This window comes from Marinibactrum halimedae, assembly GCF_021234875.1.
In the GTDB taxonomy this organism is placed as follows: Bacteria; Pseudomonadota; Gammaproteobacteria; order Pseudomonadales; family Cellvibrionaceae; genus Marinibactrum; species Marinibactrum halimedae.
The window spans coordinates 146,776-171,917 of record NZ_JAJQVM010000005.1 but is presented as its reverse complement, the minus strand read 5'-3'; the positions used below and the strand labels follow the sequence as shown (position 1 = coordinate 171,917).

Below are 25,142 nucleotides of genomic sequence, written 5' to 3'. Positions count from 1 at the left end.
CATAGGGTGATACGGAAATACTGGGAGCGATACAAAAAGCTACGAAACTCTGGTGTACTGGGCATTAATTGCCGCAACGTTCACTACATCGGCACTTATAACCCTCGCTGTCACTTTCCCAATGTGGACGACAAACTCAAAACCAAGTTATTGGCCGCTGAGTACAACGTTAATAGCCCTGAGCTGATCGCCGTCATTGATACTCAGCATGATATTCAAAGCCTGAGTGAAAAGGTCGCGAACTTCCCAGGCTTTGTGATTAAGCCCTCCAAAGGCAGCGGTGGGAAAGGCATTATGCTGCTTGAGCAGCATACGCCGGGTCACTTTCAAAAACTGAATGGCCAAGCCATGGAGGAAAGTACGGTTCGGTTACATGTGTCGAACATTCTCAGTGGCTTATACAGCTTGGGTGGCAAACCCGATGTCGCGGTTATTGAAAGTTTGATTCAGGCCGACCCCGTATTCGAAGATTTTTCATACGAAGGCGTCCCAGACATGCGGATCGTCACGTTTATGGGCTTCCCTGTCATGGCGATGATTCGTTTACCCACCGCCGCCTCGGACGGAAAAGCCAACTTGCACCAAGGCGCCGTAGGGGTAGGGTTGGACATAGGCACCGGCCGCGCGATTGGTGGAGTACAATTCGATCGCCCTATTAGCCATCACCCAGACACCAATAATGCACTGACTGACCTCATTGTTCCCCACTGGGATCGCGTACTGGATTTGGCAGCGCGATGTTGCGAGATGTCTGGCCTTGGTTACATCGGTGTCGACATCGTGCTAGACCGACGTCTAGGCCCGATGTTATTGGAATTAAACGCAAGGCCTGGGCTCGCCATTCAAACCGCCAATGCCGAAGGCATTCTTCCTCGATTACGCAATATCGAGGCGCTAGGGAAGGTCAATTTCACCACAGAGCGGCGCATTGCTTACAGTAAAAAATACTTCTCTCGGTTTCCTGAATCCGATAGTGACGTCATTCATTATCCAGTGTCGCCAGACTCAGTTACTTCTGAGCTTTAAAACTCCCTAAAACACCAAACTAACGCATCCAACTAAAACAACTCATTGGGTGCTACTTTTTCTCTTGTACTTATTTCTCTTGTACTTATTTCTCTTGTACTTATTTCTCTCGTACTTATTTCTCTTGTACTCACTTCTGTTGAACTCATTTCTGCCGTAATCGCCGACCGATTATCCCTTCAGCACTGACTGGCTTATTTTGATTACAAATCTATATCAAAATAATTTGATATAGATTTTCAGCCTGCTAAACTGCTCCCATGAATCATATGAACCCTCCCCTCATCAGTGTTGAAAGCCACTCTCCTTCAACCGAGGCTATGTCAATTCACGATGTAGGCACTTTTTTGAAAGCTGCCGGAGACCCTCTGCGCCTGCAGATTTTGCGCATTCTGGAAAAGGATTCTTTTGGTGTGCTAGAGCTTGCTCATGTGTTCGAGATGAAACAGTCAGGCATGAGCCATCACTTGAAGGTATTACTTAACGCTGGATTTGTGGCTACCCGAAAAGAAGGCAATTCCGTGTTCTACCGACGAGCACTGGCCGACGACTCGCCCAAAGGTTGGTTGTTGCGCGATATCTTTCGCAGCATTGATTTGTGCCATCTAGAATCAGAAGCCCTTTCACGCCTGACGCATATTCGAGAAGAACGCCTCTCAAGCTCACAAGCGTTCTTTACCCAAAACAGCGAAAAGTTTCGTGAACAACAAGATTTGATTGCCAGTTATCCCGTCTACCAGGAGCAAGTCAATCTGCTACTGAATGCCATCTCCACAAGGCATCACGCCATCGCCTTAGAAATCGGGCCCGGCGAGGGTGAATTTCTAGCGCCTCTTTCACGTCGCTTTCATCAGGTTTTGGCGTTGGATAACAGTAAGCAAATGCTTGAGCAAGCTCGTACATTCGCTACAACACAATCGCTGAATAATATCGAGCTGTATCACGGAGATACCACCGTGCTGGATGAGGCCTTGGCGAAAATCGGCGCGACAGGAATCGATTTCGTCGTGGCGAACATGGTTTTACACCACACCCCCTCACCGGCCAGCATTTTTCAGGAAGTGAGCCAAGTAATGAACCCCGGTGCCACATGGATGGTGACCGAGCTGTGTCATCACGACCAAGCTTGGGCACGGGAATCCTGTGGGGATGTCTGGCTTGGGTTTGAGCCCGATGATTTAACGCACTGGGCACAAAGCGCCGGTTTAAGTAGCGGAGAAGGTATTTACTTCGCGTTGCGTAATGGATTTCAAATTCAAATTCGCCAGTTTATTAAGCCATCAACCACTTGATGTCATATTTGACTGTATAACTTTTTACCTATTACAAACTAATCATAGAAAGCGCCTGACATGAGTTAGGCCCGTAAAGGAGACTTTTTATATGTCTGAATACACAATTTTTACATCAGAGTCCGTGTCTGAAGGGCATCCAGACAAAATGGCCGATCAAATCTCCGATGCGGTGCTGGATGCGATCTTGAAAGATGACCCTGATGCCCGTGTCGCCGTTGAAACACTGGTTAAAACCGGTATGGCCATCGTCGCCGGTGAAGTTCGTACGAATACTTACGTGGACTTAGAAGACTTAATTCGCGAAGTGATTTTGGATATTGGTTACAACTCCAGCAAAGTGGGCTTCGATGGCGAATCTTGTGCGGTACTCAATGCCATTGGTAAACAATCCAATGATATCGCCATGGGCGTAGACGTGGCTGACAACAAAGACCTCGGGGCCGGCGACCAAGGCCTGATGTTTGGCTTCGCCACCAATGAAACCGATGTATTAATGCCCGCACCGATTTATTACTCTCATCGCCTTGTGGAAAGACAAGCGAAATTGCGTAAAGAAAAAGTGTTGCCATGGCTGCGCCCGGATGCCAAATCACAGGTAACTTTGCGCTATGAAAACGGCAAACCAGTTGCCGTAGATGCCGTCGTGTTATCGACTCAGCACGAAGAAGACATCAGCCTTGAGAATCTGCGTGAAGCGGTAATGGAAGAAATCATCAAGCCAGTATTGCCGAGCGAATGGCTTCACACCGACACACTTTTCCACATTAACCCAACCGGTAATTTTGTCATTGGCGGGCCTGTGGGCGACTGTGGGTTAACAGGCCGTAAAATTATTGTCGATACCTATGGTGGTATGGCCCGTCATGGTGGTGGTGCTTTCTCTGGAAAAGACCCCTCTAAAGTCGATCGCTCTGCCGCTTACGCTGGTCGTTACGTAGCAAAAAATATTGTTGCAGCGGGCCTTGCCGATAAATGCGAAATTCAAGTTTCTTACGCCATTGGCGTCTCTGAGCCGACGTCTATTTCCATCAACACGTTTGGCACGGGCAAATTATCTGATAACACCATTGTTGAGCTGGTTCGCGAACATTTCGATTTACGCCCTCAAGGACTCATCGACATGCTCGACTTAAAACGCCCGATTTACCGTGACACGGCTGCCTATGGTCACTTTGGCCGTGAGTTACCCAATTTTACTTGGGAAAAAACCGACAAAGCCGAGGCACTAAAAAGCGCGCTGTAAAACCACACGCTTTATTGATTCACTGAATACAACGATTAGACGTTAATTCGATACTTATTATTTTTGGAGTCTGTTATGACCGCCATCTCTTCTGTAGAAAATTTTACCGACTACAAAGTTGCTGATATCAGCTTGGCCGAATGGGGCCGTAAAGAAATTGAAATTGCCGAAGGCGAAATGCCGGCACTCATGGCATTACGTAAAAAATACCACGCAGATCAACCTTTAAAAGATGCCAAAATCATGGGTTGCATTCACATGACCATTCAAACCGCTGTGTTAATTGAAACCCTTGTGGACTTAGGTGCAGAGGTTCGTTGGTCATCGTGTAATATTTTTTCCACCCAAGACCACGCCGCTGCCGCTATTGCCGCCTCTGGTATTCCTGTATTTGCGTGGAAAGGCGAAACCGAGGAAGAGTTTAATTGGTGTATTGAGCAAACCATTCTTGCAGAAAAAGACGGTAACGAGGTTTGGGATGCCAATATTATTTTGGATGATGGCGGTGACTTGACCGAAATGGTTCACTCCAAATACCCCGCCTTGCTTGATCGCATTCACGGTATTTCTGAAGAAACCACCACAGGCGTTCACCGTTTATTAGAAATGTTGAACAAAGGCGAATTAAAAGTGCCTGCCATCAATGTTAACGATGCGGTCACCAAATCTAAAAACGACAACAAATACGGCTGTCGTCACTCTCTTAACGATGCCATTAAGCGCGCAACTGACCATTTATTATCGGGTAAAAAAGCGTTGGTTATCGGTTACGGCGATGTCGGTAAAGGTTCTGCGGCATCACTTCGCCAAGAAGGCATGATCGTTAAAGTCACTGAAGTCGACCCAATCTGTGCCATGCAAGCCTGCATGGACGGATTCGAAGTGGTTTCACCTTACATTAATGGTGAAAACACTAGCTCTGCTGAAGGCATCAACAAAGAATTATTAGGCACCACCGATTTAATCGTTACCACAACAGGTAACGTTAACGTGTGTGACCAATACATGTTGCAAGCACTGAAAAGCGGTGCGGTGGTGTGTAACATTGGCCACTTCGATAACGAAATTGATACTGCATACATGCGCGAAAATTGGGAGTGGGAAGAAATTAAGCCCCAAGTGCATAAAATCGTTCGTGATGCGACAACCAAAGACCATTTAATTCTTTTGGCTGAAGGCCGTTTGGTGAACTTGGGCAATGCGACTGGCCACCCATCACGCATTATGGATGGCTCTTTCGCCAACCAGGTACTAGCGCAAATTCATTTGTATAAAGAAAAATTTGCCGATTTACCTGCGGAAGAAAAGCCGGGCAATGTGTACGTGAAAGTTCTTCCTAAAAAATTGGATGAAGAAGTGGCCGCAGATATGGTTCGTGGTTTTGGCGGCGTCATTACCCAATTGACCCAAACTCAAGCCGATTACATCAATGTAGAAGTCGAAGGCCCATTTAAGCCTGAATCTTATAAGTACTAATATCCATAAAAGTACTAACATTCATAAAAGTACTCAGCATCATAAAAGTACTCCTTAAAAATACTCAGAGAGGCGATGTGGCCTCTCTGTTTTAAAAATTTTCATTTCTCTCTATCAATAAAACAACAATCATAAAATACAACGTGTAACTCATCTAAATGAAAAACCTGTTTTATTTAGAAAAAACTTTCTAGAGAAACCACCATGTCAAACACTCCTCGATTAAGCTTTGAATTTTTTCCACCGCGTACGGAACAAGGCCAAGCAAAATTACACAATGTGCGCGATCAACTGAATCAATTTCAACCCGAATTCTTTTCCGTTACTTACGGTGCGGGTGGATCAACGCGCGACAATACGAAAAATATCGTGAAAAGTATTCGTGAAAAAAATATCGCCGTTGCTCCACACTTGTCATTCGGTGGCGATAGTGAAGACGCCATAAAAGCACTTTTGGAAGACTATAAATCAGCGGGAGTTCGACGCATTGTCGCCTTACGTGGGGATATGCCCTCGGGATTAGGCAGCCCTCGGCAAATGGTCTATGCCAATGAGCTCGTCGCGTTTATTCGTGAACATTTTGGAGAGCACTTCCATTTAGAAGTGGCGGCTTACCCAGAAATTCACCCAGAAGCCAAAAGCTACGATGATGACATTCGGTATTTGAAAGGAAAATTTGACGCAGGGGCCAACAGTGGTATTACCCAATACTTTTTCAACCCGGATGCGTATTTTTATTTTATGGATCAATGTCAAGCTGCAGGAATTACGCAACCAATTTACCCTGGGATTATGCCCATTACCAACTTTCAAAACCTCACTCGCTTCAGTGATAGCTGTGGGGCAGAAATTCCGCGCTGGGTTCGTAAACGTTTAGACGCTTACGGTGATGACACAGACAGTATTAAAGCCTTTGGTATTGATTTAATTACGGATCTCTGCGATATGTTGCTCGATAACGACGCGCCCGGTTTGCATTTTTATACGATGAACCAGGCCGAACCGACCTCGACCATTGTTAAAAATTTGGGATTGGTCCCCGCAGACACCGAGTAACATAAACTTTTGCAGACGCTTACTGTAAAATACTAAGCTTCTCTATTTTTACGTCATTACTGCTGTATGCGAATACCTAGAATTTTTACATCACAAACCCTAGTTACGGGCGATTCCATTAAATTGGATGCACAAGCCTCTCGTCATTTAACAAAAGTGTTGAGGATGGAGGTTTCCCGCCCTCTGCTTTTGTTTAACGGTGAGGGCGGTGAATACTCAGCTGAAATAATCGAGGTAGGTAAAACGGTTTGTGTAAAAATTCTTGAGCATGACAGCATAGAACGTGCTTCAACTTTAGAGATTTCTTTAGTGATTGGCTTATCCAAGGGGGAACGCTTTGAATGGGTTTTACAAAAAGCGACAGAGCTGGGTGTCAGTCATATTTATCCACTCTTTACTGAGCGCTCAGAAGTCAAGCTGCGCGGTGAACGCTTAGACAAAAAGCTCGATCACTGGAGAAAAATCATTGTCAGCGCCTGTGAACAATGTCAGCTTAATCGGCTTCCAACTTTACACGCTCCAAAGCCTCTATTCGAAGTTGTAAATGACATTGATGCTGACAAAAAGCTGGTGCTACACCATCGTACACAAGCACAGCTTGTTGGACAGGAAAAACCCGGTTCAGTGGCGATTTTAATTGGCCCAGAAGGCGGGCTTAGCGAAGAAGAAATCTCTCAAGCAGAGCAGGCGGGATTCGACGCGCTACGTTTAGGTCCGCGCATCTTTCGTACCGAAACTGCCCCAATTGCCGCAATCAGCATCTTACAATTCCAATGGGGCGACCTTTGCTGATTTAGCCAGGCAAATTCAATACCGCCTCCTCTAGCGCAGCAACATTAGGAATAATCGCATCTTCTGCCGCAATTCGAACGTGCATCAACTCAAACGGTTTAGGGGTAACATCCCCTTCGGCAATTTGTTCACGCTCAACACGCGCGATTCTCGGAATGCCCTGAGTCAGCAAAGCAATAAAGGCAAGATCGGAACTCACACCGGTACAATTTAAAACCGCGATGCGACTACGTGGGTGACGACCGGGGTTCTCACCCCCATTAATGGCTTCAAAGGACAATAATGGCAACTCAATATTCCGCCATGGAAAATACCCCAATAACCAGTCTGGGCCTTGGGCCTCAATAGGGTCAGACCAAGGCACCATCTCTGCTACGGTCACGTTGGGCACAACCAAATTACCCTCAGCAATGGGCAACAGTAAGCTTGGAAGGACTTCTACACTTTGAAATTCAAGCAGCTCAGGATTATTCATATAAAATTACTTCATCTACGTTATGACCGTGACTGAAACGCCTATTCATCATTCATTATACGACGGCTTCCTGGGGGTATTTTCCTTGGTAAATCGCCGTTAACTTTTTCGCCAGTTCCACAGGCTTGCCCACAAACTCCACCAAACCGGTACCAATGGCAGAATCCGGCATTGAACTTACCACACAGGTTTCCGGTGTTTGTGCCCACACCTTCCCACCACGCTGACCAAACAAGCGTAGCGCGACTTCACCATCATTGCCCATACCGGTAAAGACAATGACTCCTCCATGAGCACCGTAAGCATTGGTAAACTCGGCGATCATGGCATCCACCGATGGGCTATAAGCACCCGGCCACGGTTTTCGTTGAACCAACAGCGCTCTATTTTCCAATAATTTCGTGTAATGATCGCACGAAACTAACACCAATTGATTTTTTCTAACCACCTCCCCGCTGGCAGCCATGATGGCTTCAAGTGCGCTCACTCGTGACACCATTTTCAGCAACGTATCATTGAAACCGGTATTGATATGTTGTACATACAAAAAACCAATACCTAACTCTGGCGGCAATGCTTGCAGAAACTCGGCAACGGCTTCGGGACCACCTGTAGATGCGGCCAGAAGCCAAACCTCATCAGCAACGGTGGTGTCTTTCAGAGACTGCTGACCTTGTGCCACAGAATAGGCCAACTTTTGTAATAGCTGAGCATACTCGCGTTCAAAATTGGCGACACCAGCAGGAGGCAAGGGCCGATCCAAATAAATGACAATGGCATCCAGTTCGAGAAGAAACAGTTCTACTTCATGATCAAGGTCGTGCCTAGTATCCACAATCCAAACCGGTTGGGATGAACACGCCTTCACAGTCATGTGATGATCACGGCAAATACGTTTAATCTCAGCAAGATCTTGAGTAACGCTTGAGGAAAGGGTGAAGCCCGCTTCGGCAATCGCCTGAGCAACAATACGATGTTGCACAAGGTCATCGCTAATGAGGCCCACCCAAGTCATGAGCTTTTCCGTACTGAAGGTATTCTACGCAACATCATCGGTCACACACGTCAGTCATGCAGAGGAAAGCTTTGCCTTTTAAGCCTTTTCTTCCTCTAGCTCGCCCATATGCTTTTTAATATTCCGCAATAATTCGTCTTCTTGGTAGGGCTTACCCATATAATCGTTCACCCCAAGCTCAAGCGCTCGATTGCGGTGTTTATCACCGGTCCGTGACGTAATCATAATGATCGGAAGGTGCTTCAAACGGCTACTGGTACGAACATTCTTCGCAACCTCAAAACCGTCCATACGAGGCATCTCAATATCCAAGAGCATTAAATCAGGAATGGTTTCCTGAAGTTGTCGAACGGCATCGGCACCGTCTTTGGCCGTGAAGACATTGTATCCTTCACGTTCCAAGAAGCGCGTGGTCACCTTCCTTACCGTCACTGAGTCATCCACCACCATCACGGTGCGAATGCGGTCTTCTTCTTTACTCTCTTCAACGACTTGTACTGGCTGCATCTCAAGAAGATGGGTTTGCGCAATCATCTTACGAATCAACGCCAGCGGATCGAGGATGACCACTACCGATCCATCCCCCATCACGGTTGCACCAGAAAGTCCGTCTACAGCACTGAATTGAACACCAAGGCTCTTCACCACAATCTCGCGGCTACCCATCAAGCTATCGACTTGCAGAGCCACGGAATATTCACGGGAGCGTACAAGCAAAACTGGCAATGGCAGTACATGACCTTCTAAGTTTGGTACACGATGCTCTTCTAACATGGTACCTAAATAACGCACTTGGTATTGCTCACCGGCGTATTCAAATCGCGCATCTGGCGATTGATAATAATGTTCAAGCTCGAATGGACTGACTCGCACAATACCTTCGATGGAGTTGAGCGGTACCGCATAACGGTCGTCCCCTAACTGAACCATCAATGCGCGGTTTACCGATAAGGTAAACGGTAAACGCACCACAAACTCGGTTCCTTTGCCCCATTCGGAATTAATGGAAACCGTACCGCCTAACTGTTTGATCTCGGCGTGAACCACGTCCATGCCCACACCACGGCCCGAGATTTGCGTGACAGTTTCGGCGGTTGAGAAGCCTGCGGTCAAAATAAATTGCACGATATCTGCATCACTTAATTGCGCATCCGCACTCATTAATCCTCGTTCAATCGCTTTTTCACGAACACGCTCAATATTGACGCCGCGACCATCATCAGCCAAACGCAAAATAACGTCACTTCCCTCACGACCTAAGCTTAATTTAACCCGCCCAGTTTCCGATTTATTGGCAGCTTGTCGATCTTCGGGTAACTCGATACCGTGGTCGACTGCATTACGAAGCATATGCTCCAGTGGTGCTACCATGCGTTCAAGCATGCTTCTGTCCAATTCGCCTTCCACGTTATCCATGTCGAAGGATACTTTTTTGCCTAATTCATTTGAAACTTGTTTAACAATTCGGCGTAAGCGTGGCACCAGTCGTGAGAACGGCACCATGCGTGAACGCATCAGTCCCTCTTGTAACTCGGTGTTAATTCGAGACTGTTGCAACAAAAGAGTTTCTGCATCACGGGTTTTGTCTGATAACGTTAAACGCAAGTCCAGCAAGTCGGAGGCAGACTCCATGAGAGAGCGTGATAGTTGCTGTAATTGAGAGTAGCGATCCATCTCCAACGGATCGAAATCATCCATGGCTTCCATCTGTTCTTGACGGAATAAAATCTGGGCTTCGGTTTCGATATCTAAACGTCGTAATTGCTCTTGTAAACGTTCAACGGTCATGTCCATTTCATCAATGGAAAAGCCGATTTCGTTGATCTGCTCTTCCATTCGAGCACGAGCGATGGAGGTTTCACCGGCCAGATTCACCAACTCTTCAAGCAATTCCGCAGAAACTTTGACGCTTTCTTGCTGACCACCCCGCTTAGCGACTTGCTGCCCCATCAAGGTTTGCGCTGGGCCACCCGATACTGGTAATCCTTCGGGTAAGGTTGGCGTAAGATCTTTTTTCCCCTCCACAGGAACGAGAGTCAAAGCCCCAACTTCTTCTGCCCCCTCCTCTTGACGCTTACGAGCAAACGGCACGACATTGGTCTCACCGGATGAAACACCGCCGGCAGAGTCAGTAACTTGGGATTCTTCTGGCTCAGGTTCAGGGTCAACATTAGCAACAATATGTGGCACACCCGCCAAGGATTCCTCTAAGGTTGGGCCGACTCGTTCACCGGAATCTTCAGGTAAAGACATACCCCCCGCTTCCACAACACCTTTGAAACTCGGAAGCACAACACCATTCAACCGCTTACGGATAATATCAGTGCCATTGAGTAACTGTTCGTAATAACGGTGAACCCGCTCAAAGAAAGCTTTATCCCAATCTTTTTGGTTAGAGTGAATCAGGAACGTTTCGAAATCATGGGCAGACTCACCCAACCCCATCATACCCGCAAGCCGAGCACCACCTTTGTATGTGTGAAGCAAGCGTTTTAATTCTTCGAGCTGATCCGTCCGACTCCAATCGGCCTCCCATTCATGGATGGCAATGTCCAGTTCTTCCACCAATTCTTGGGCTTCTTCATGGAAAATTTCGACAATGTCTTCGTCGAATTCCATGTCTTCTGCCGTTGTCTCTGTCTTATCTTCAGAGCTGACATCAGACGAAACCACTTCAGAAGGCCCATCCTGAGACGGAGCGTCAACACTGATCAAGGCATCAAAGTTTTGTTCGCCTTCAGAGATCTCACCATCTGCATCAACGCCAGCACTATCAACCTCTAACTCAATGGAATCTTCCGCATCTGACATGACCAACTCAATATCATCCAGATTGTCATCCACTTCGAGTATGGGGCTATCACCAAAGTTGGGCGTCTCTAGGTTCGGTGTCTCTAGATTGGGTGTCTCTAGATTGGGTGTCTCTAGATTGGAGGACTCCAAGTCAGTCGTCAGCTCTATTTCAAGATCCGAACTTTCCAGCTCTAAACTTTCAAGATCCGAACTTTCAAGCTCTGAATTGGGACTTTCTGTGTCAGCGATCAGCTCATTAAACAATGCTAAATCAGGCTCATCTCCCTCTGGGATCTCAAGCTCAATTAATGTGTCATCGGTTCCCAACGCTTCATTAGCGCTATCATCCACAAGAAAATCAGGTGCATCCTCAGAGGTCGGATCACTCACAACCTCATGCAATTGAGATAGCTCTGATAAATCGCGCGTCAAAGCATCATCAATCTCAGAGTCACTTAATGCCTCTGTTACATCTGCATGACCGGCCTCATCGGTTAATTCAATCTGATCACCAGCACCCTCAATAGACTCTGAGTCCGTAGGTGCCAGATCGGTAAGCACTGAATCAGTAGATACTCGATCATTAGATACTAGGTTACGCAGTGAGTCAGGAAGGTCCTGCTCAGAAATGAAGTCACCATCCCAGTTCAGTGGCTCAGAAGGCTCTTCTGGCGCCTCCCACTCAAGCTCGATGTCTTCTTCAGAAGGCGCTTCCGAAAGCGTTAATGCTTCATCATTGTTTGTGAATTCGTCAACAGGTACTTCTTTCTCAAGATCATTCTCAAGAAGAGGGACTGTTTCGAAAGACTCATCGCCTTCCGCATCAAGGGTTAGCTCGATATCTTGTGACTCGTCTGGCGCCTCTTGGAAGGCGGACTCACCAAGACCCAACTGCGGCTCTTCTGCCTCAACACTCTCTGGAGGAGCAGATTGCTCTTCACCTACCGAATCAAATGTTTGTTCGTCTTGCTCTAAGCTTTGAGTCAGCCCAAAGAAAGCTTCATTTAACGCCTGAATTTCTTCAAGGTTCTCGTCAAGATTGATCTCTTCATCCGATTCGGCTGCAACGACACCATCGGCAGATTCAGCGTCTTTAGTCTCTTCAACATCGACAGGCTCTAGGTCAACATCAGCAAGCTCTGGGGTAGAAGCTTGTACTTCGTCGCTATTGCTCGGCTGCTCTTCGGCCCATGCCTGAAGCTCTTCTTCTGATTGCGTTGAATTCCAAGCTGTAGTCTTTTCGTCGGACTCATCGGGTTGTTGATCCCATTCGCCTGTAGCTTCGGTAGAATTCCAATGCTCGGCTGTTGTATCCCAGGACACTTTTTCATCCCAGCCATCGCCATCGCCATCGCCATCGCCATCGCCATCATCATTCGACTGGTTTTCCCAGGATGTCTGAGTATTAATCTCTGAAGAAGCTTCTACTTCTACTGTAGTTCCTTGATCTATGGTTCCTTGATCTATTGTTTTTTGATCTATGGTTTCTTGATCTGTGGATTCCTGATCCGCTGTCTGATCTAGCGCCCCTTCTGTCTCGCCCCCGCTAAAGGCTTCCACACTGATTTCCTCAGTGCTAACGCCCTCTATTTCGACTTCTTCGGCACTGACTTCTTCTGTGTTAGCGGGTTCAACAACCTCCCAGTTATCCCAAGATGGTTCTTCTAAAACTGGTGCTACTTCAGCTTCATCAAGACTTTCATCATCTTCACTAAGACTTTCATCGACGTGATCGCTTTCCTGATCGACAGTAACACTTCCATCAATGCTTGTGTCCTCATCATCTGCAGAGGCTCCTTCATCGAAGGAGGTAGTAAAGGGTTCCATTATTGGGGCTATCGACTCCCCCACAGCATCTACTTCATCAGAGACGTCTTGCCCTTCAAGTTGTTCTGACCCACCCTCTTGCTCAAGCTCAGCACCATCATTTTGAGGAACTTCATCCTCAAAGCTCAAGAATTGAGGCTCTGCCTGTATTTCAGAAATTTCGGGAGCCTGGGCCAGTTCGTCAGGCTGAGTAAGATCTACGGCTTCGAAGCTCTCGCTAGATATCGCTTCGGAGAGCAGCTTTTCAATGGCATCATTTAAATCATTATCGGCTTCTGGAAGGTTTTGACCCGCCGCTACCGAATCCACCATATCCAGTAGCGATTCATGGCCCTGCTGAAGCGTGTTAAAGAATACTTCAGAGGTCACGATACGATCAGTTAATGCAACATCGTAGAGATTAATCAAAGCTTTGCTTAACTCGGCCATGGTGGGCAAGTTGGCCCTATCCGCACCACGCTCAAGTGTTTTAAGCTCATCTTCAATGGCTAATAATGATTCGCGATCAGGCTCACCTTGCTGCCAACGATTAATGACCTCATCCGCATCCAACAATAAATTCATTTCTTCAGCCATGAAGATCGCTAACAACTCAGGATCTACTGGCTTATGTTCATCACTGTGTTCTTGATTGCGTAAAATTGGAACAACCGTTTTTTCACGCAACTCTGCCACACGCGCAACAAATTGACTTAAACGAGGTATTTGTAACGTTTCGGAATGCTTAATTTGATGAAGTACCATCTCGGTATAATCAACGCCATCTTTCAGCAGCTGCAAGATGTCTTCATCAATATTCAATTGATAGCTGCGCAACTCTTTTACAAAATTTTCTAACGGCGTTGCCAATTGCGCTATTGGCCTAACATCCGCCATGTGTGCGCTACCTTTCAAGGTATGTAGAGCACGCTGCATTTCATCACTCGGTGGTGATAATAGAGGGGCAACTCCCTCCATTTCTTCTAAATATTGACGCACAACCGAGAGGTGGCCAGATGCTTCTGTGCTGAAAATCTCCCACAGTAAACGATCATCCTCATCGTCTTCTGCTTCATTTATCGCTTGCTCAGCAGGTGCCTCAGATTCGGCCTTTAATTTTTCCTGAACAGGTTCTTCTTGAGCAGTCTCTTGTTGCCCAATGTCTTCTTGAACAACACCGTCTTGAACAACACCGCCTTGAGCAACACTGTCTTCTTGAGAAACACTGTCTTGAGTGAGCACTTCAAGCTCTATTGATACAGGCTTAGTCGCCTTTTTCTTCTTCGGTTCTTCAATGATTCGATCAATATCTTCAGGGAAATCACCATTCGAAATTTGATCGGCCCACTCTCTAAATTGCTCACACGTTTTACGGACTGGGTTGCGCTTACGATTTTTAAACGCCTCAATCAGGGTAGGCAGTACACCAAGCACACGGTTTATAAGGACGACTTGGCAAGGATGGGCATCAACGGTGCCATCAATAACTCGATTGAGCATATTTTCTATGCCCCAAGCCAGCTCACCAATATCGTTCGCTCCCACCATACGTCCACTACCCTTGAGGGTATGAAAAGCTCGGCGAAACTCAACCAGGGCCTCTTGATCAGACTGATTTTCTACCCAACGAGGATAATATTCTTCTATAGTGGCCGTGACTTCTTCGGCTTCTTCAATGAAGATTTCGATAATCTCTTCATCAATATCATTATCGTCTTCGAGATCCTCTTCCTCTTCGAGGTCTGCTTCCAGCTCTTCCACTTCTTCTTGTTGAGCGCCTACTTCTACCGAAGCTGTTGACTCTTCAAGTTCTGGCTCTTGAGGGGATAACGGCTCTGTAGATGGCTCTGCGTCTTTCGAGAAATCCACAGTAGTTACATTGGAATCCACTTCCTCTACTGCTACTTCCTCAATTACGGACGACTCCGCCTCATCGACATCATCCATTACTTCCGTGAATTCAGCCTCTTCCACAGGCTCAGAGCTTTCGTCTAAGCTCACATCCACCATATCCACTTTTTCAACATCGGCGATTTTTTCAAGCACTGTTTCGGCGCTGGTTTCAGCAGCCTCTTCAGGGCCGCCAACCGATGCAGAAGGCTCTAGCTCACCCCGAAGTATACGAACGCTGTCTTCTGCCACACCAAGTAGCATATCGTCATCGGCGTAGTTATCTCGCTCGCTTAAATGCTCCAAGTAATATTCAATACTGGCGATGGCATCAGCTAACGTATCTAGTGTATTCCAGTCAGGTACATAACCATCTTTTAAGAGGTTATCCTCAATAAACTCTGCACAAGAAGCGATGACTTTTGAGGCACGATTTAGGGGTACCATTTCCAAACCGCCACGAATGTCACGCAACAATTTGGGTACATTTTGGAGATGCTCGCGATTCCATTGACTGGCGATGTATTCAATAACACAATCTTTAGCTTGTTCTAGGCCATTGCGAGATTCGGACAACACACTTTCTTGAGCGATATTAATTTGCAGTGCTTTCTGCTGCTCGAGATTATTCCGATCTACCGACACGCCTCGGGCCAAACCGTCTAAGCGCCCTTCAATATCAATAATTTCGCCAGCAATACTCAGCAATTGATCGGCATCATATGCGCCGGTTTCCACAGCACTTTCTAATGTCGCCACCTGAGTTAGCATTTGCTTACGGAGATCTCCAACTCCCAAAACAGCCAAGGTATCTGCAACACGCTGGGCAACAGGAAGAGATTCTTTCAAGAGCTCAATGGTGTTATCTGAAGTTAAACAATCATCCAGATTCAACTTAATGGATTTCAGCTCGTCTTTTAATGCCGCCACGACAGATCGAATAGCATCTTGATCCGGTGCCGACATTAAGCTGCCTTCATCACGCGAGCCTGCCGGAACTTGAGATGCTAAATTGTATTTTTGGACAATTCGTGAAACCAAACGGCCTTTAGATTGACTGCAAGCGACGTAGAACAGCAAGTTCTTAACCAGCTCCTCCCGAATAGGTAGCCCTAGAACAGGTATACCTTGTTGAGCCAGTCGTTTAACTTCTCGATTAAGCTGTCGAAACAGCAACTTGACAGACACACTAAGCTCAATACCATCATCTGACAGTGCTTCAATTAACCCTAACGTTATCTCCCACAAAGGCTGGCTTAATGTGCCAGACGTTAATTTGTAAAGGCGGGCGATGACTTTATGAAGGTACTGCAAATGCTCATCCACTTTCACACCGCGAATAGTTGCGGCCGCCGCAACCTGGAACATTTGCTGTAATTTTTTGGTTAACGCACCAAACTGCGCAGGATCATCTAAAACATCAATGCGTGCTCCGCTAGGTCGTTTAGAAGGCTCAAGATTAGGGTTAAACAAGCCTGTCTCAGACAATAAGTTTTCACCACGAACAGCACGAAGATCATTAAGGAGTGGCAATATCATCACCGGCTGATCTTGCCGATGTGTTTTAATATGATCTAAATAGATGGGCAGTTGTAAAATCCCTCTCATGAGAGATTCCTGCGCCTCTGCAACATACTGAACCCGATTATCACACAGCGCTTGAGCCAGATTTTCTAATTCTTCGGCCAATAGTGCCGCTCCATGGAACTCCACCATCTGTAAAGAGCCATGAACTTGGTGAATATGGGCTAAACAAAAGCGAATACGTGACGAGTCATTGGGGTCGTTCGCCCATGCCTCTAAGGCTTGACGAGCATGGGAAAGAGTTTCGTCAATTTCTTGTGTAACCCAATCTAATGCCGCAAAGTTACGGTTATCTCCCATATTGGAGTTATCCTCTTTATATCGTCGCTCTTGCTGTGCTGCGCTTGTTGGACCTACCACCCGGAGAGGTTCCACCAAGTAATCGGTATGCCTGCACACCATCAACGGATAGGCTCTCAATCTGTGGATGCTGCCAATCCACTAGCTCACCTAGACCAATGATCACAACACCACCAGGCTTAAGTCGGCGGGCGAACTCATTGAGTATTTGCCGTCGGCGCCAACGTCTAAAATAAATCAATATGTTTTGGCAAAAGATAACGTCCATTTTGATCAATGGCATTTCTTCTAGAGCCAATACATTTCCACGTGTAAATGTCACCCGATCACGTATTTCACTTCGGATGGAATTTTGGTCATCGTCTTCTTTAACGAGATAACGATTACGTTCATCGATGCTCAGCATACTGACACGTCGATCGCTGTACCTTGCAGAACGAGCAGTAGCTAATGCAGAGGCACTTAAGTCCATGCCATTAACGGAGAAATAATGCTTAAGATTGGCCAAGGTAAAACAGTCATAAAGAATGGCTGCCAGACTATAGACCTCTTCTCCGGAGGAGCACCCAACGCTCCATACATCAAAGCTGTCATCTAATATTTGATTATCGATTCGATGCTGGACGATACGCCTGACAAGTTCAAAGGAAGGTCGATGACGAAAAAATTGTGTTTCATTCACCATAAGACGATCAACTAAAATCGCCCATTCCATCATTCCATCCAAACCACTGACGACTCGATTGAAATAGTTATCGTAGTTACTTTCACCCAGCTCACGCATACGAATGTTGATTTGGGTATGAAGATGGCTTTTCTGGCGCTCGCCTATTTGCAATCCTGTGCGCGACTCCACCAACTCACTCCATTGCTGAAGTTGAGCGTCGGTCATTGGTGGTAATGCCTTTAACGACCAAACCGAAGTCACAGCACAGCCCTCAAACTGCGGGAATATACATCGTTATTATTTGCACGAAGTCTACTAAATTTATGCAGTAGCTCCGGAACGTTTATCATCATCTTCGTCGACAAGTAATGGGGCAACATCATCGCCATCATCCAATGACAACTCTTCGTCATACCCACTTTCATCAATATCAACAGGCTCGTCCAGTGTGGCAATGTAGTCGCTTTCTTCACCTTGCATTGACCCGAAGCCACCTGCTTCTGCTGCATCGCCGGCTAATACAGAACCATCTTCTGGTAGTGTGAAGCCAGCAACAGACTCTCGAAGATCCATTGCCATCGACGCAAGATTACCAATCGATCCAGCGGTTGCGCTCGTACCAGAGGACGTTTGCGACGTAATTTCTTGAATCACGTTCATCGTGTTGGAAATATGGCCAGCAGAGGAAGCCTGCTGGCGAGCCGCGTTCGAAATGTTTTGAATCAATTCCGCCAAAGAGGTCGATACATTTTCAATTTCTTCCAGTGCCACACCGGCGTCTTGCGCCAAGCGCGCACCTCGAACCACTTCTGCAGTGGTTTGTTCCATTGAAATTACCGCTTCGTTGGTATCGTTCTGAATGGTTTTTACTAGAGCTTCAATCTGTTTGGTTGCCGCTGCAGAACGTTCCGCAAGTCGTTGTACCTCGTCCGCTACCACCGCGAAGCCTCGACCAGCATCACCCGCCATCGATGCCTGAATGGCCGCGTTCAGTGCCAGAATGTTCGTTTGGTCAGCAATGTCGTTAATCAACGATACGATGTCACCAATCTCTTGTGATGATTCACCCAATCGCTTAATCCGTTTCGAAGTATCTTGAATCTGTTCACGAATCGTATCCATCCCATGGATGGTGTTCTGTACCACTTTTGCACCGTTGTTTGCGATGGATACCGCTCGTTCCGCAACCGATGCTGATTCGGCGGCGTTCGCCGATACCTGGTCAATGGTCACCGCCATCTCATTTACTGCCGCAGAGGCTCCTGCAATTTCTTGCGCCTGGTGCTCCGCCGCCTCAGCAAGATGTAATGCCGTTTGCTGTGTATCCTGTGATGCCGATGCAACGTTTACTGATGTCTCGTTAATTCGAGATACCAACACCCTCAACTGGTCAATCGTGTAGTTAATAGAGTCAGCGATCGCACCGGTGAAATCTTCAGTTACGGTTGCAGTGGTGGTTAAGTCACCGTCTGCGAGATCGGCCAGCTCATCCAGTAAACGCAGAATTGCGTTTTGGTTTCGCTCATTGGTCTCAGCAGTTTCAAGTAGGCGACGGCGTGTACCACGCAATAACACAACAGCAATGGCTGCCATTACTACCGCTGCTAACCCCGCAAGAATACCCAAGTTAATCGGGTTAAAAACACGCGTTCCATCTAACCCTTCGATTCTTACCGCAAGGGTACCCAGTGCTTCAAGAATTTCTGGCGAGTCGGTCAGGAGCTCTTCAGAAGCTTGGCGGGCGCTAAATAGTGCAGGAGACGCTTCGAAGATTTCTCGCACAGAAGAATTTACAAATTCAAATAAAGAAGAGATTTCACCCAAACTCTCGATAGCATCGCCGTCAGTAACCCGAGAGATACCCATTGCCGTATCGCCGTCTTTCATACCGGTCAATACTTTTCCGAAAAGGTTAGCATCAAGGTTAAACTGGTCTGCCGCTTGTGTGGCATCACCGCCACCACGAAGCATCTTATCGATATTTCGCCCAATACGTTCCGCACGCCAAGACTGCATTTGTGCTACCGCAATCTGTTCGCCCGGTGCAGAGTTTTCTAGAAGAATCTCAACAATGTTGTTGTGCTCTGCCTGAAGCTCTGGAAGCGATTCATTCAGAGTTTTGGCCACATCATTTAGGAAGATAATGGTGTCTTTGTTAGTGATAATGGTCTGAGCGTTTGACTTTACTCTTTGCCATACCGTTTCATATTGAGAAAGTGACGGCCTTAGAGCGCTTTGCGAGCTGCCTCCGCCAGAATTCAGCTGTTCCCAGGAACTTGTCATACTGGAAACAACTTGTTCCAGTTCAGCAAATGCCGTTTCATTTCCGGAAGTCGCCTCTCGTGGTAGCGAGGTGACTCGATAGGACGATGCCCTCAAATCAGCGACAATTTGCAAATATTCTTGATCTCGTGCCGCTTCCTGTGACGAAGTAATAATACCGAAAGTAATTACCGCCAGCAGGATTACCAACACGACTATCAACATCGATAGTGCAGCATTGGCCTTGATGGAGGCCATCAAGTTACTGGATTCTGTTTTCATGCTACGCGCTCCTGACCATCATTGCGTGTATATTTGTTTGTCGTCCCTCTGGCCGGCCTGACAAAATGCCAGAACTGGGCTTCCTGCCCCCCAAAAAATTGTCGACCCCAAATTTGCTAATTTTTTGCAGCAACCAAAAAACGTGGATCCGCCATCAAGTCCAACATGCTGAAGACATGCCAGCAACGATCTGGAAGCGGGTAACTTCCCTTTAGAAAGTTAGACAATTCAGGTAAATCCACATCTTTATTTTCAGCACGATAATTCTCAGTAATAAAGTGCTGAATACCAAAAGCCTGATCAACGATCAGGCCACAGTATATTTCTTCATTTTCTAACACGAGCACACGCTGTGCTTTTCGCTGACTCACCAGACGCTCGCCAAAATACATGGCAAGGTCGATCAGTGGCAATAAACGCCCCCGCACATTACTGACCCCACGCACCCAAGTTTGAACACCTGGTAATCGAGTGTAATGGGGAAGCTCTAGAAGCTCCGATGCCTGCCCCATAGGCACCACAAAAAATTTGCCCATAACACCAAAACCAATGCCACTCCATGTAGGTTTTGCATCGACTTGAGCCGGAAGACCTTTTGCTGAGGATCGACTGCGTTGAGCCAAATCCACAAGAGCATCGAATGCCGCTGACGCTTCAACCATCAAAACACTCTCTTAATCATGTTACTGGAGACCTTCCATTACACCAACGAACCATCACACCAACGAAGACGACACTTACCAAAATCTCACATGCGCATAGTAATACCGGGACAACCAATTAATTGCATTTCGCAACAAACTACCTATGACCCTAATAGCACACATTCGTGCGTCTAGCGAGTTACCAGTACGATCACTAAACGATTTAACTCAACACACCAGCAATGGTATCCATGAGTTTTTTCTCTTCGATAGGCTTGGTCAAATACGCTTTAGCGCCTTGTCGCAGACCCCACACTCGATCAGTTTCTTGATCTTTCGTCGTCACGATAATCACGGGAATAGAGGAGGTTTCCGCACCTTTGCTTAGTTGTCGTGTCGCCTGAAAACCATTCAAGCCTGGCATTACAATATCCATTAACACAACATCTGGCTTTTCTTTTTTAGCCGTCTCAACACCAGACTCACCCGTCTGAGCAGTAATTACCGAAAAGCCATTTTTCTCCAAAACGCTGGTTAATTTATGAGTTTCTGTTGGAGAATCATCAACAATTAATACCGTAGGCATAACTATTCCCAATGGTGTTTTTACTTAAACGTCAGTTGTTACAAACGTAATAAAAATATAAACAGTGTTCGTAACAACGCCAAAGAAAGACTGCGCCTCATCAAAGAATAACTAAGACGCTCGAGCCTCTTTCACATGCGACTCGATCGCACCTAGCAATTCGCTCTTGCTAAAGGGCTTCGTCAAATATTGATCCGAACCTACGATTCTCCCTTTGGCTTTATCAAAAAGCCCATCTTTACTCGAGAGCATGATAACAGGGGTATTCTTGAATTCACTGTTGTTCTTGATGAGAGCGCAAGTTTGGTAGCCGTCTAGGCGGGGCATCATAATGTCGACAAAGATAATATCTGGCCTTGTGTCAGCAATCTTTGCAAGCGCATCAAAGCCGTCTGTTGCGGTAACGACCGTACAGCCAGCCTTCTGTAGCAATGTTTCGGCCGTTCGGCGGATGGTTTTACTGTCGTCGATAACCATGACCTTGAGGCTTTCTAGGTTTACTTCCATACACGTGACCTTAAATCTAAGTTATCACAAGTGAATTTTTGATTTTCCAAGGATTTTTCTTACAAACGCTAGCCCTCGGTAACTGTCGATTTTTAACATAGTTCCATTTATTTATCTATAAATTACACGCCTGTGTGGAACCTAGGGCATAAAGTTTAGCGGAATATGTTTGCTACTTTTTGGCGCTTGCTTGTTACTGCTTATGCACTTAACTTACATACACTTGCTTAAATGCATTGACTCAATGCAATTTGTTTTAACAGACCCATCAATTTTTACGATTTCAGGCATTCAAAATGAACATCAAAATTGGCGTAATAATGGATCCTATTGAATCCATCCGTTATCAGAAAGACACAACCCTAGCTTTGATGTTAGCTGCCCAACGACGAAGCTGGCAAATTGAGTACATAAAGCAAGAAAATTTATTTATTGAGAATGGCAAAGCCATGGCCATTGCTCAACCCATGACGGTACATTCTGATCCAACTCGTTGGTTTTCATTGGATACTGCCCGCAGTATTGGGCTTTCTGAGCTTAACGTCGTGCTGATGCGCAAAGATCCACCTTTTGACAACGAATACATATATAGCACTTATATTCTAGAAATTGCGCAAAAAAATGGATTATTAGTTGTCAATGACCCTCGCGCCCTACGAGACTGCAATGAAAAAGTGTTTGCAACCCACTTCCCTCAATGCTGCCCTGACTTATTGGTAAGCAGGAACAGTGACAAACTTCGTGCATTTCATAATCAACACCAAGATGTCATTTTTAAACCTCTAGATGGCATGGGTGGCGCTGGTATTTTCCGCTGCAAAAAAGAGGACCCAAACGTAGGCGTCATCATCGAAACACTGACCAACCATGGAAAGCAAACCATAATGGCCCAACGTTACATTCCAGAAATCACAAAGGGCGATAAACGAATTTTAATGGTGGACGGAGAACCAGTTCCTTATTGCTTGGCACGAATTCCTGCCAAAGGAGAGACTAGAGGAAATTTGGCCGCTGGAGGCACAGGTGTGGCTCAGCCCCTTACCGATCAGGATCACTGGATTGCCGAACAAGTTGGCCCGACACTGAAAGAAAAAGGGCTGCTATTTGTCGGGCTGGATGTTATTGGCGATTATTTAACCGAGATAAATGTCACAAGCCCGACGTGTGTTCGCGAGATTGATGCGGCCTACAACACAGATATTGGCGGATTATTAATGGAAGCCATCGCTAAACGTCTCGAAAATGCTTAGTATTTGGCTCGCCAGCACTCACTCTGCTGGCACTTCAATCTGAATACGATATGAGATCAAACACAGAGTGACACCAGCAGGGCTGCCCAGCAGCAAGGCTGCACGCCGTAGGATGACAAAGCTTCCAGTATTTAGAACGCCGTATCTGAACATAGCATTAGAAATAGGTAGGATTAGAATTAGAGTATGACCGCTAACCCAGCACTTGCGATCAGTAATGACCGACTCACTTTCACCATGTTCGTCGCCGCTGCCATTCATGCCTTGGTCATTTTCGGCATCAGCTTTAACATTGACATCAACCCCAATGTTAGCCAAACGTTAGAAATTACCCTTGCCACACACAAATCAGAAGACGCGCCTGAAGAGGCCGACTTTATCGCTCAGCATAATCAGGTCGGTAGTGGCACCGAAGAAGAGGCTCGACAGATCACCACAGAGCAATTTGCTGAGTTTGCAGACACGCAAATCAATCAAGTGGTACCTGTTCAACAACTCAATGCCGAAACCCCCAAACCGGACAACCCGGAAATTGCCACCGAAGCCACCAGCCGACTCAAAACCCATATTGATGCGGATCGCAACGATAAGCCCACCTCTGCAGACACCAACAGCGACCAAAAACCGACTCTCATCAGTGCAGAAATAGCGAGCCTTAAAGCGAAGCTGGATCGTCAACGTGAAGCCTATGCAAAAAAACCCCGTATTCGACGCTTAACCTCCGTGTCAACGCGCTCTTCTGTGGATGCAGAATACCTCCACAAATGGAGCCAGAAAGTCGAATTTGTCGGTAATAAAAACTACCCCAAAGAGGCACTGAGAGAAGAGCTGCATGGAAATCTACGCCTCTTAGCCGTAGTGGATGCCAACGGCGTCTTAATCGAAGCAGAAATTCTTCAAACCTCTGGATATAAATTGTTGGATGATGCTGCACTCCAAATTGTGCATATGGCAGCACCTTACCCCCCTTTTCCCAAAGAGATTCGAGATACTACGGATCATTTAGAAATTATCCGCACATGGCGATTTGAAATTACGGGGCTCAGCACAGACGGGTAATGGCGCTCAATGTGACAATTTCATTGCTCAACTTGTGTTCCGGCGGATAGCCCCCATACTTACCCTATGGCTGAAATATTTGAACAATCGTCCCTCAGTGAAGGCAGTCTTCGTGATCACTTTTTGATTGCGATGCCTGGGCTTCAAGACCCCGATTTCTCTCAAACCATTACGTACATCTGCGAGCATAGCGACCAGGGTGCAATGGGTTTGATCGTGAATCACACCATGTCCATGAAGCTGGGCGAAATCCTTCTTCAAATGGACATCAATGATGATGCAGGTGTCGGTGAGCAAGAAGTCTTAACCGGTGGCCCGGTGCAACTTGAGCGGGGGTTCGTTCTGCATTCCACCGAAAAAAAATGGTCTTCGACTTACGAGGTTTCCGACGATATTGCGCTTACGGCGTCACGGGATGTCATCGAAAGTATTGGTAAAGGAGAAGGCCCTGAGCATCACTTGGTTATCCTTGGCTATGCAGGTTGGTCTGCAGGACAGCTTGAACAAGAAATCGCTGACAATGCTTGGCTAACCATCCCTGCCAGCCGCAATGTGTTATTCGACATTCCTACTGAACAGCGCTGGCATGCGGCGGCAAAAGCCGTTGGCATTGATTTATACCTTATGTCATCAGCGGCTGGGCACGCGTGATTGGCCACTCTAATTTGGACACGATAACGCTTCCCATCCACTTTCGTTTTATCTCTCATGACTTTAACTGCAATCGCTTTTGATTATGGCGTGAAAAATATTGGCGTTGCCGCCGGCCAATCCCTCACGCAAACCGCTTCTGAGCTAAACCCCATTCCTGCACGAGACGGAACCCCAGACTGGGATCAGATTGAACAACTACTGAAAGAATGGAGACCGGATGTGGTGATCGTGGGATTACCGTTAAACATGGACGATAGCGAGAGCGAATTTTCTGTTCGCACCAGAAAATTTGCCAATCGTGTGCATGGCCGCTTTGGTGTGAAAGTTGAATTGATGGATGAACGACTCTCAACGAGAGACGCAAAAGACGCCGCTCAAAAGCGAGGCCACAAAGGCAATTATGGGAAAAATCCGATTGATTCCATTGCCGCCCGTCTTATTTTGGAATCGTGGTTTGCCGTCCATGGCTAACGAGAAAAA

General features: G+C 46.6%; 18 protein-coding genes. 10 read left to right on the top strand and 8 right to left on the bottom strand.

The window, feature by feature from the left end; genetic code table 11:
- Window positions 1-6: 6 nt before the first annotated feature.
- The 6 genes from LU351_RS04875 (at window position 7) to LU351_RS04850 (ending at window position 6,888) form a co-directional block, all read left to right on the top strand.
- Window positions 7-1,026, top strand: a complete 1,020-nt coding sequence (locus LU351_RS04875; RefSeq protein WP_232592929.1) for an alpha-L-glutamate ligase-like protein — start codon at window positions 7-9, stop codon at window positions 1,024-1,026.
- Between the two features lie 269 nt (window positions 1,027-1,295).
- Window positions 1,296-2,318, top strand: coding sequence for an ArsR/SmtB family transcription factor (locus LU351_RS04870; RefSeq protein ID WP_232592928.1), 1,023 nt, complete (start codon window positions 1,296-1,298; stop codon window positions 2,316-2,318).
- A gap of 91 nt (window positions 2,319-2,409) precedes the next feature.
- Window positions 2,410-3,564, top strand: coding sequence for a methionine adenosyltransferase (metK, locus tag LU351_RS04865; RefSeq protein ID WP_232592927.1), 1,155 nt, complete (start codon window positions 2,410-2,412; stop codon window positions 3,562-3,564).
- A gap of 75 nt (window positions 3,565-3,639) precedes the next feature.
- Window positions 3,640-5,040 (top strand): adenosylhomocysteinase, encoded by a 1,401-nt coding sequence (ahcY, locus tag LU351_RS04860; protein ID WP_232592926.1) that lies wholly within the window; start codon window positions 3,640-3,642, stop codon window positions 5,038-5,040.
- Window positions 5,041-5,244: 204 nt separating this feature from the next.
- The gene (gene metF, locus LU351_RS04855; RefSeq protein WP_232592925.1) at window positions 5,245-6,096 is read left to right on the top strand and encodes a methylenetetrahydrofolate reductase [NAD(P)H]; all 852 of its coding nucleotides are present in this window, start codon (window positions 5,245-5,247) and stop codon (window positions 6,094-6,096) included.
- A gap of 66 nt (window positions 6,097-6,162) precedes the next feature.
- Window positions 6,163-6,888, top strand: coding sequence for a 16S rRNA (uracil(1498)-N(3))-methyltransferase (locus tag LU351_RS04850; protein ID WP_232592924.1), 726 nt, complete (start codon window positions 6,163-6,165; stop codon window positions 6,886-6,888).
- Window position 6,889: 1 nt separating this feature from the next.
- Here the strand turns inward: LU351_RS04850 and LU351_RS04845 are convergent, their stop codons facing one another.
- The 8 genes from LU351_RS04845 to pilG all read right to left on the bottom strand — a co-directional run bounded on the left by LU351_RS04845 (window position 6,890) and on the right by pilG (window position 21,699).
- A complete protein-coding gene (locus tag LU351_RS04845) occupies window positions 6,890-7,363 on the bottom strand; it encodes a chemotaxis protein CheW (protein WP_232592923.1) in 474 nt (157 codons plus the stop codon).
- A 55-nt stretch (window positions 7,364-7,418) separates the two neighbouring features.
- Window positions 7,419-8,378: a chemotaxis protein CheB gene (locus tag LU351_RS04840; RefSeq protein ID WP_232592922.1), complete on the bottom strand. Its 960-nt coding sequence runs from the start codon at window positions 8,376-8,378 to the stop codon at window positions 7,419-7,421.
- 78 nt (window positions 8,379-8,456) lie between these two features.
- Entirely contained in the window at window positions 8,457-16,811 is an 8,355-nt protein-coding gene (locus LU351_RS04835) for an Hpt domain-containing protein (RefSeq protein ID WP_232592921.1), read from the bottom strand.
- Window positions 16,768-17,679 (bottom strand): CheR family methyltransferase, encoded by a 912-nt coding sequence (locus LU351_RS04830; RefSeq protein ID WP_232592920.1) that lies wholly within the window; start codon window positions 17,677-17,679, stop codon window positions 16,768-16,770. Before LU351_RS04830 ends, LU351_RS04835 begins: the two co-directional genes overlap by 44 nt.
- 60 nt (window positions 17,680-17,739) lie before the next feature.
- Complete coding sequence (locus LU351_RS04825) at window positions 17,740-19,962, bottom strand: methyl-accepting chemotaxis protein (RefSeq protein WP_232592919.1); 2,223 nt, start codon at window positions 19,960-19,962, stop codon at window positions 17,740-17,742.
- 116 nt (window positions 19,963-20,078) lie between these two features.
- On the bottom strand, window positions 20,079-20,624 hold the full coding sequence (locus tag LU351_RS04820) for a chemotaxis protein CheW (RefSeq protein WP_232592918.1): 546 nt from the start codon (window positions 20,622-20,624) through the stop codon (window positions 20,079-20,081).
- Window positions 20,625-20,829: 205 nt separating this feature from the next.
- Entirely contained in the window at window positions 20,830-21,192 is a 363-nt protein-coding gene (pilH, locus tag LU351_RS04815; protein ID WP_232592917.1) for a twitching motility response regulator PilH, read from the bottom strand.
- 111 nt (window positions 21,193-21,303) lie between these two features.
- Entirely contained in the window at window positions 21,304-21,699 is a 396-nt protein-coding gene (gene pilG, locus LU351_RS04810) for a twitching motility response regulator PilG (RefSeq protein WP_232592916.1), read from the bottom strand.
- Between the two features lie 296 nt (window positions 21,700-21,995).
- On the opposite strand from pilG, the gene gshB reads away from it, so the two are divergent.
- The 4 genes from gshB to ruvX all read left to right on the top strand — a co-directional run bounded on the left by gshB (window position 21,996) and on the right by ruvX (window position 25,133).
- Complete coding sequence (gene gshB, locus LU351_RS04805) at window positions 21,996-22,949, top strand: glutathione synthase (RefSeq protein ID WP_232592915.1); 954 nt, start codon at window positions 21,996-21,998, stop codon at window positions 22,947-22,949.
- Window positions 22,950-23,135: 186 nt separating this feature from the next.
- On the top strand, window positions 23,136-24,008 hold the full coding sequence (locus tag LU351_RS04800; RefSeq protein WP_232592914.1) for an energy transducer TonB: 873 nt from the start codon (window positions 23,136-23,138) through the stop codon (window positions 24,006-24,008).
- A 66-nt stretch (window positions 24,009-24,074) separates the two neighbouring features.
- A complete protein-coding gene (locus LU351_RS04795; protein ID WP_232592913.1) occupies window positions 24,075-24,659 on the top strand; it encodes a YqgE/AlgH family protein in 585 nt (194 codons plus the stop codon).
- A gap of 57 nt (window positions 24,660-24,716) precedes the next feature.
- The gene (ruvX, locus tag LU351_RS04790) at window positions 24,717-25,133 is read left to right on the top strand and encodes a Holliday junction resolvase RuvX (RefSeq protein ID WP_232592912.1); all 417 of its coding nucleotides are present in this window, start codon (window positions 24,717-24,719) and stop codon (window positions 25,131-25,133) included.
- Window positions 25,134-25,142 lie beyond the last annotated feature (9 nt).

Coding starts and splice junctions, on each gene's coding strand:
- LU351_RS04870 (WP_232592928.1), top strand. CDS start 1,296: ATGAACCCTCCCCTCATCAGTGTTGAAAGCCACTCTCCTTCAACCGAG.
- metK (WP_232592927.1), top strand. CDS start 2,410: ATGTCTGAATACACAATTTTTACATCAGAGTCCGTGTCTGAAGGGCAT.
- ahcY (WP_232592926.1), top strand. CDS start 3,640: ATGACCGCCATCTCTTCTGTAGAAAATTTTACCGACTACAAAGTTGCT.
- metF (WP_232592925.1), top strand. CDS start 5,245: ATGTCAAACACTCCTCGATTAAGCTTTGAATTTTTTCCACCGCGTACG.
- LU351_RS04850 (WP_232592924.1), top strand. CDS start 6,163: ATGCGAATACCTAGAATTTTTACATCACAAACCCTAGTTACGGGCGAT.
- LU351_RS04845 (WP_232592923.1), bottom strand. CDS start 7,363: ATGAATAATCCTGAGCTGCTTGAATTTCAAAGTGTAGAAGTCCTTCCA.
- LU351_RS04840 (WP_232592922.1), bottom strand. CDS start 8,378: ATGACTTGGGTGGGCCTCATTAGCGATGACCTTGTGCAACATCGTATT.
- LU351_RS04825 (WP_232592919.1), bottom strand. CDS start 19,962: ATGAAAACAGAATCCAGTAACTTGATGGCCTCCATCAAGGCCAATGCT.
- LU351_RS04820 (WP_232592918.1), bottom strand. CDS start 20,624: ATGGTTGAAGCGTCAGCGGCATTCGATGCTCTTGTGGATTTGGCTCAA.
- pilH (WP_232592917.1), bottom strand. CDS start 21,192: ATGCCTACGGTATTAATTGTTGATGATTCTCCAACAGAAACTCATAAA.
- pilG (WP_232592916.1), bottom strand. CDS start 21,699: ATGGAAGTAAACCTAGAAAGCCTCAAGGTCATGGTTATCGACGACAGT.
- gshB (WP_232592915.1), top strand. CDS start 21,996: ATGAACATCAAAATTGGCGTAATAATGGATCCTATTGAATCCATCCGT.
- LU351_RS04800 (WP_232592914.1), top strand. CDS start 23,136: ATGACCGCTAACCCAGCACTTGCGATCAGTAATGACCGACTCACTTTC.
- LU351_RS04795 (WP_232592913.1), top strand. CDS start 24,075: ATGGCTGAAATATTTGAACAATCGTCCCTCAGTGAAGGCAGTCTTCGT.
- ruvX (WP_232592912.1), top strand. CDS start 24,717: ATGACTTTAACTGCAATCGCTTTTGATTATGGCGTGAAAAATATTGGC.